This window comes from Mesorhizobium sp. WSM4849 (assembly GCF_055811385.1).
Map to the genome: position 1 here is coordinate 1 of NZ_JBVVPW010000078.1, position 5,440 is coordinate 5,440.

Annotated in this window: 8 protein-coding genes; 6 read left to right on the forward strand and 2 right to left on the reverse strand. The window is 57.4% G+C overall.

Annotation, left to right across the window (positions count from 1 at the left end; all coding sequences use genetic code 11):
• The first annotated feature begins 340 nt into the window (after positions 1–340).
• The gene (locus AC0L3L_RS36065) at positions 341–721 is read left to right on the forward strand and encodes a hypothetical protein (protein WP_473642110.1); all 381 of its coding nucleotides are present in this window, start codon (positions 341–343) and stop codon (positions 719–721) included.
• Here AC0L3L_RS36065 and AC0L3L_RS36070 read toward each other — a convergent pair.
• Positions 718–1,029 carry a hypothetical protein gene (locus AC0L3L_RS36070; protein ID WP_473642112.1) on the reverse strand — a complete coding sequence of 104 codons (312 nt, stop codon included), beginning with the start codon at positions 1,027–1,029 and terminating at the stop codon, positions 718–720. The genes AC0L3L_RS36065 and AC0L3L_RS36070 overlap by 4 nt on opposite strands.
• 113 nt (positions 1,030–1,142) lie before the next feature.
• On the opposite strand from AC0L3L_RS36070, the gene AC0L3L_RS36075 reads away from it, so the two are divergent.
• The 3 genes from AC0L3L_RS36075 to AC0L3L_RS36085 all read left to right on the forward strand — a co-directional run bounded on the left by AC0L3L_RS36075 (position 1,143) and on the right by AC0L3L_RS36085 (position 3,652).
• Positions 1,143–1,634, forward strand: coding sequence for a hypothetical protein (locus AC0L3L_RS36075; RefSeq protein ID WP_473642114.1), 492 nt, complete (start codon positions 1,143–1,145; stop codon positions 1,632–1,634).
• A 649-nt stretch (positions 1,635–2,283) separates the two neighbouring features.
• Entirely contained in the window at positions 2,284–2,559 is a 276-nt protein-coding gene (locus tag AC0L3L_RS36080) for a hypothetical protein (protein WP_473642116.1), read from the forward strand.
• Between the two features lie 733 nt (positions 2,560–3,292).
• Positions 3,293–3,652: a hypothetical protein gene (locus AC0L3L_RS36085; RefSeq protein ID WP_473642117.1), complete on the forward strand. Its 360-nt coding sequence runs from the start codon at positions 3,293–3,295 to the stop codon at positions 3,650–3,652.
• Between the two features lie 229 nt (positions 3,653–3,881).
• Here AC0L3L_RS36085 and AC0L3L_RS36090 read toward each other — a convergent pair whose 3' ends face one another.
• A complete protein-coding gene (locus tag AC0L3L_RS36090; RefSeq protein WP_473642119.1) occupies positions 3,882–4,307 on the reverse strand; it encodes a hypothetical protein in 426 nt (141 codons plus the stop codon).
• A gap of 362 nt (positions 4,308–4,669) precedes the next feature.
• Here AC0L3L_RS36090 and AC0L3L_RS36095 point away from each other — a divergent pair, with 362 nt between their 5' ends.
• Both AC0L3L_RS36095 and AC0L3L_RS36100 read left to right on the forward strand, forming a co-directional pair.
• Entirely contained in the window at positions 4,670–4,882 is a 213-nt protein-coding gene (locus AC0L3L_RS36095; protein WP_473642121.1) for a hypothetical protein, read from the forward strand.
• Entirely contained in the window at positions 4,854–5,243 is a 390-nt protein-coding gene (locus AC0L3L_RS36100; protein WP_473642123.1) for a site-specific integrase, read from the forward strand. Before AC0L3L_RS36095 ends, AC0L3L_RS36100 begins: the two co-directional genes overlap by 29 nt.
• The last annotated feature ends 197 nt before the right edge of the window (positions 5,244–5,440 follow it).

The following is a 5,440-nucleotide window of genomic DNA, read 5'->3' on the forward strand; positions in this document are numbered from 1 at the left end:
AGCTTCTGGGATTATCTCGGCGACCGCCTCGGCATCCCTGGCAGCAAGATCCTGCCGCTTCCCGTTCTCCTCGCCGGACGCTGAACCCCAACAAACGCCGCCGGTTTTGCCCCGGTTACCCAAAACTGCCCAGGACCATGTTGCTAGCGCCGAGACGTGTAGCAACATAAGCCCTTGATTTGTAAGGCGCGGTAATGAGCGGAGGCTGCGAATAGCAACATGCTTAGCAACATGGCGACATGAAAAAAGCCCAGCGCTGGGCGGGGCGGTGCTTGCAAAAATTCCGTAGCCCTGTAGTGGCTCCAATTTCTGCACAGGTGCATCTAGTGGAGCAGGAGCATTGCAAAGCTACGCAGTCGAGAAAGAACAGTCGCTCTATACCGGCGAGCCCGTTTGGACGGTCTACCATATTGGCGCGGACGGCACCCGCGGTCTTGTGCAAAGGTACCTGACGGAGGAACAAGCGCAGTACATGCAGTCTCACTGGATGGGCGTGCTGCGCGAACGCGAGCGGTACCAGAACGACCCGGCATACCGACAAGAGCGCGATGCCGCAGACGCCGCAGACGCCGCCAGGCAACGGAGGAGTGAGTTCGCTGGAAAGATCGGCCTAGGCGTCTTTGGCGCGCTGGTGCTCGGACTTCTAGTGTGGGCCGGAGGGCAGGATGGTGATCGCGGCCACTACGACGACGACGGCTGTTCGGCATATTGGCGCTGTTAACCTCCGCTATCGTCGCGCCAAACTGGAATGCGCTTTGTTTTGATGTCGACAAGCCGCCGCACCGTCATGCGGGCACGCTCCGCTGCAACCGGAATGAAAACCTCGGCCGTCATTTGGTCGCCGCAGTTACAACGCTCGCACCGAATTCGGTAGGGAATCCGCCGCACCTCGGAATCACCGAGCACGCGTTGCAGGTCGGCCGGCGTATAGTACCGCCAGCCAGGGTAATGGCCGCACCGGACGCGTACGATCTGCCCAACATCGTGGGCTTTGCTTAAAACACCATATGATTCCGCCACGTTGGCCATTGCTCTCCGGCATGGAGAACGAAATAGGAACAAATGCCTGTGGAGGTCAAGAGTCGACTTGCCCGCTAGGGCGTGCGAAGTGTGCCAACGGGTTTAATGGGAGGGCGTGAAGAATGATAACGAATGGCATGTTCGGAAGGCTGTCCGATTTCTCAGCCGGCGCTCTCGTCTATACGAGTTTCCGTGCTGACAACATCTTGGGGATCATTGCCGATTGGGGCGAAGAAGATCGCTTTTTCGTTGATATTTCGTCAGAGCAGAAATGGACTCTGACCACTGTGAACGCTGGCGATATGGGTTTCGCCCTCAGAGGCACCGAAATCGAATCCATTGCAGTCAGCGACAATTTTTCCCTTAACGGAACGCCTACTCCTGGCGATATACTGCTCGGGGGAGATGCGAGTGTTTTGGTCGTAAAACACAACATGCGGAAAGCGTACCTTGACCTGATGTCCGGCGTCTTGGGTGGAGGAGAACCTAAGCAATACGCCACCTTTCGAAACTGGCGCGTCGTGCAACGGATCGCTGGCCAAGACGACCTGATTGTGCACCTCCCAACAGCGGCACAGCGCTCCGAAGGCGCCGATGAACGAGCGCCAACGTGAAGAAATCTGAGTCCGAGAAAGCCATCCGCCACATGTGTCACGAATGGGCGAACGAGCGCGGCGTCTCAACCAGCCCTGCTGATTCATCCAAGCTTCTCCCAATTCAAGTCATGGCTTAGCGAAAAGGTCTATTCGCATTACCTCAATTTCCGGTCAGTCGCCGGAGCCGATTACAATGCCGAAATGTGGTTCGATGAAGAGTTCAAGCAAACGTGGAGGAATTGATGCTTAAACTGAAGGCTAGTGTCCAATACGGAGACTTTGAAGGGACGGCAGCGGCGGACGACGGTCATGACCAGTCCATTCACAACTTCCTTCGTGAGAAAGGAATTGTATCCAAGGATGACTTCTTGGTCGGTGTCGAGATATGGGTTGGCGAAAATCACGGTGCACCTCTAAGCCGCCAACCATTCGTGCCCTCATTGCACCGCCAGGTGACTTTGACACGTTCAAGAGCAATCTCGACCGACAGGAAAAGCTGCGCCTACGCGAAGTCGAGATAGAATTGTCGTTCGAAGAGTTCTTCGGACTTTTCAAGCGCTTTAGCATCGTGCTGACAAAGCGCGGCCTTGACCTAAAGGGGCGAGAATACGAGGCGATCGAGTCCAACTAAGCGTCGGCGATCGGTCCGCTTCTGAGGGAGTAGGGAATGAGCCTTTGGTTTATGAAAGCGCTTCACGACGCGACAAAGGATGACATCGATTGGGATGCCATCCGCGGCGTAAAAATGACATTGGATGGAATGGCCAAGACAAAGGCGCAAAAAGATGCTGTGCGGCGGTTGCATGACGCAACCGCCGACAATCTCCACCGCGCTATCAGCGGCCTCAGCACGGCCTTTGCCGGGCCGATCGTGTTTGACGAAAAAGGTTGGCCGAAAAAGAACGCTAACTTTGCGCCGGCCACCAGCAAAAAGAAGCGATAGGGCTGGGACGGGAAGCGGCCCGCAGATCACCCAAACGCCGCCACTGCCGTCTGCCAGTTCGGATCGTCATATGACTCTTCTGTGCTGCCGCCGGCAGTCGCACGGTCACACCGAACTCAGAACGAACACAGAACAAAATGCTTGTGGGAAAAGGCAGCCACAGCAGGCGCGAGTCTTCCGCAATCAGTACATTGAAAAGCGCTGGGTGGGATCTGCAGCTGTCGCCTGACAAGTGATGAGGCTACAGATCCCGAGTACCAGTTGGCGCTACGCCCGCGGGCGGGAGGTAGGCTGTATCCTATCTCCCGTTCGGGCCGCCTACACTTTGGCCCGAAGTTGCAAGTTGTGCAACGCGCACATTTTTAGATCACAAGGATTTTCAAACTCCGACCAACTCCGCCCGGCCGGCGCCTTTCAGGCAACCTCCAGCGAGCGGTGCCGGCTATTTTCCACCGTTGAAATCGTCAAGCACCGCTGTGAAAGCAACGCTTGCGCGTACTCGTATCGGCGCGCATCCTGTCGATATGAGGAACATGGATCGGGGAGGCGCAATTGTCGATTCAATGGGAGCCGCATGGGCATGCCCGCATTTCGCGCGGACTTGTCGGCGGCGAACAGGTTGCGGTCATTGTTAAGCACAAGAACCACACCTACACCAACTCAGGCATCTACTCGGTTCATGTGCTGGGCGCTGAGCTTCGCGATCGGTTCCGAGGAATAAAAGAGGCTCGCGATGCAGGTGACGCCGAGTATGAGCGAAAGCGGCCCGGATGATACGCTTGAGAGCCGCGGCCGGGCTTGGGTCGAGGCTCAAAAGAGCTGCCGGCGGAATAGAAAATGGCGGCTAGGTAGGCCCGCCCCAGGCCGGGGCGCCAATGAAGCCGCCTTTAAAGGGAGCGTCGCAGCGGTGGGCTTCACGGTGATTTGGTACGGGAAACAGGGAATCGTTGAAAAGACGCCCTTCGATGCCGAGAAGGCCGCAAGAGATCACGCGCTGGCGACATTCCCTAGAAAGCAGGATCACGGTATCGTAGCAGTGGAAGTACGCAAAGACGACGGCACGGTTGTATTCAGTCAAGCAGGAGGCAGCTAAGTCATTGGGCATTTGCGTCTAGAGGATGCCACTGAATGCGTCGCGTCCGCTGTCGGGGAGACAGCGGACTCAAACTGGGGCCAAGAGGGACAAGGCCACCATGATCCCTATGCGGGATCATGGTGATAACACCCGGCGGGCACTAACGTTCCGTCGGCTGAAAGATATATCCGGCGGCCGATGTCCTAACTGGGCAAGCGCCTCGCGCCGGTTCGGGCGCTACTCAACTTTATGCAGCCTTCAGGTTAATCACCCGCATCACTGCGACCCCTGTTCCGTTGTTCGTAGCAGCCTCCTTCGTGCTACCCTTGCCGCAGCTCCATACGTCGCCTTCCTTGGCCGTGAACTGCATGTCGCCTGCCGTGACCTGGAGCTCGCCTTCAGTGACCGTGCAGACCATATCGTCGGCCATGACATCCCCCAGCGGGCTAGTTGCCTTTGGCTGGTAGACGACGTCTTCCATGGCAATTTTCTTGTACCCCTTGATATGGGAGTCTCGTGTTCCCAGTTCGACGAGCCGAACGCCGGGAAAAATCTCTTTGCCATCAGTCGGACCGTAGGTCTTGGCCGCTACCGGAATGGGCTTTGCGACCAATAGCGGGGCCGCCAACGAGGTGGCACCAAGGGCGAGAGCATTACGTCGATTCATCTTCATAACATCCTCCCTGAGTTAGTTCGCCCAACCGGGCGAACCTGATATTTTACGCGCCCGTTCAGCCAAATAGTCAAAACACAATTGGCAGGCCAACGCCTGGCCTGCGCGCGTTCTGGCGTGCCGCTGTCCTACACCGCCGAAGTGCTTCGCGCGTCTTGCCGGCTCGCTGCGGCTGGCTGCGCATGGCCTGCCTGCCACACCTCTTGACTGTCCGGGCGGGTTAGACACTTTTTGCTGCGTGCCTTGAGAAAAGCGGTGCCGGGCACCTTGGTCAGCCGATACAAGTCGGCGTAGACATTCCGACGCCACAAGAAGTCAGTGCCATCCTGGCGCACGCTGAGGGCCGCGTCCGCGTGTTCCTAATGACCGCAGTTCTCACCGGCATGCGTGCTAGCGAACTTCGCGGACTTCGTTGGTCGGACGTCGATCTCACCAAGGCCGAAGTCACCCTGCGCCAGCGTGCCGACGCATACCAAGAAATCGGATCCCTCCAAGAAAGGGCGACGTACGATTCCCCTTGTCACTGCTTTGGTGAAGGCCTTGAAAGTGTGGCAATCCGAATGTCCGAAGGGTGATCTCGGACTTGTGTTTCCGAACACGGAGGGCAACATCGAGTGGCACGCCAATATCGTTAAGCGCTGGCTGCACCCTGCCCTCGAAGCGGCTGGCGTGGTCACGGGTAGCGGCGAGATGGACAAAGAAGGCAAGCCGATCATGACGGCCAAGTACACCGGCCTTCATGCCCTGCGGCACTTCTATGCAAGCTGGTGTATCAACCGTCCCGAGGATGGTGGTCTCGGTTTGCCTGCGAAGGTTGTTCAGGATCGCATGGGCCATTCGTCAATCGTGGTGACGCTGGACACATACGGTCATCTGTTCCCGAAGGGTGATGACACAACTGCCATGGACGCGGCGGCGTCACTTTTGGGCGTCTAGCGACACACGGCCATAAATCACAATGATTTCAACATGTGCGTACGGACTCTGACTCCGTTAGTCCAGGTTCGAATCCAGGTTCCCCAGCCAAGCAATTTCAAGCACTTAGCTACCAAAACGGTAACCGGGGCAAAACCGGCGGCGTTTGTTGGGGTTCAGCGACCGGCGAGGAGAACGGGAAGCGGCAGGATCTTGCT

Excerpts from the sequence above, each read along its gene's own strand:
- AC0L3L_RS36070 (WP_473642112.1), bottom strand. The coding sequence starts at position 1,029 with ATGGCCAACGTGGCGGAATCATATGGTGTTTTAAGCAAAGCCCACGAT.
- AC0L3L_RS36075 (WP_473642114.1), top strand. The coding sequence starts at position 1,143 with ATGATAACGAATGGCATGTTCGGAAGGCTGTCCGATTTCTCAGCCGGC.
- AC0L3L_RS36080 (WP_473642116.1), top strand. The coding sequence starts at position 2,284 with ATGAGCCTTTGGTTTATGAAAGCGCTTCACGACGCGACAAAGGATGAC.
- AC0L3L_RS36085 (WP_473642117.1), top strand. The coding sequence starts at position 3,293 with ATGCAGGTGACGCCGAGTATGAGCGAAAGCGGCCCGGATGATACGCTT.
- AC0L3L_RS36090 (WP_473642119.1), bottom strand. The coding sequence starts at position 4,307 with ATGAAGATGAATCGACGTAATGCTCTCGCCCTTGGTGCCACCTCGTTG.
- AC0L3L_RS36095 (WP_473642121.1), top strand. The coding sequence starts at position 4,670 with ATGACCGCAGTTCTCACCGGCATGCGTGCTAGCGAACTTCGCGGACTT.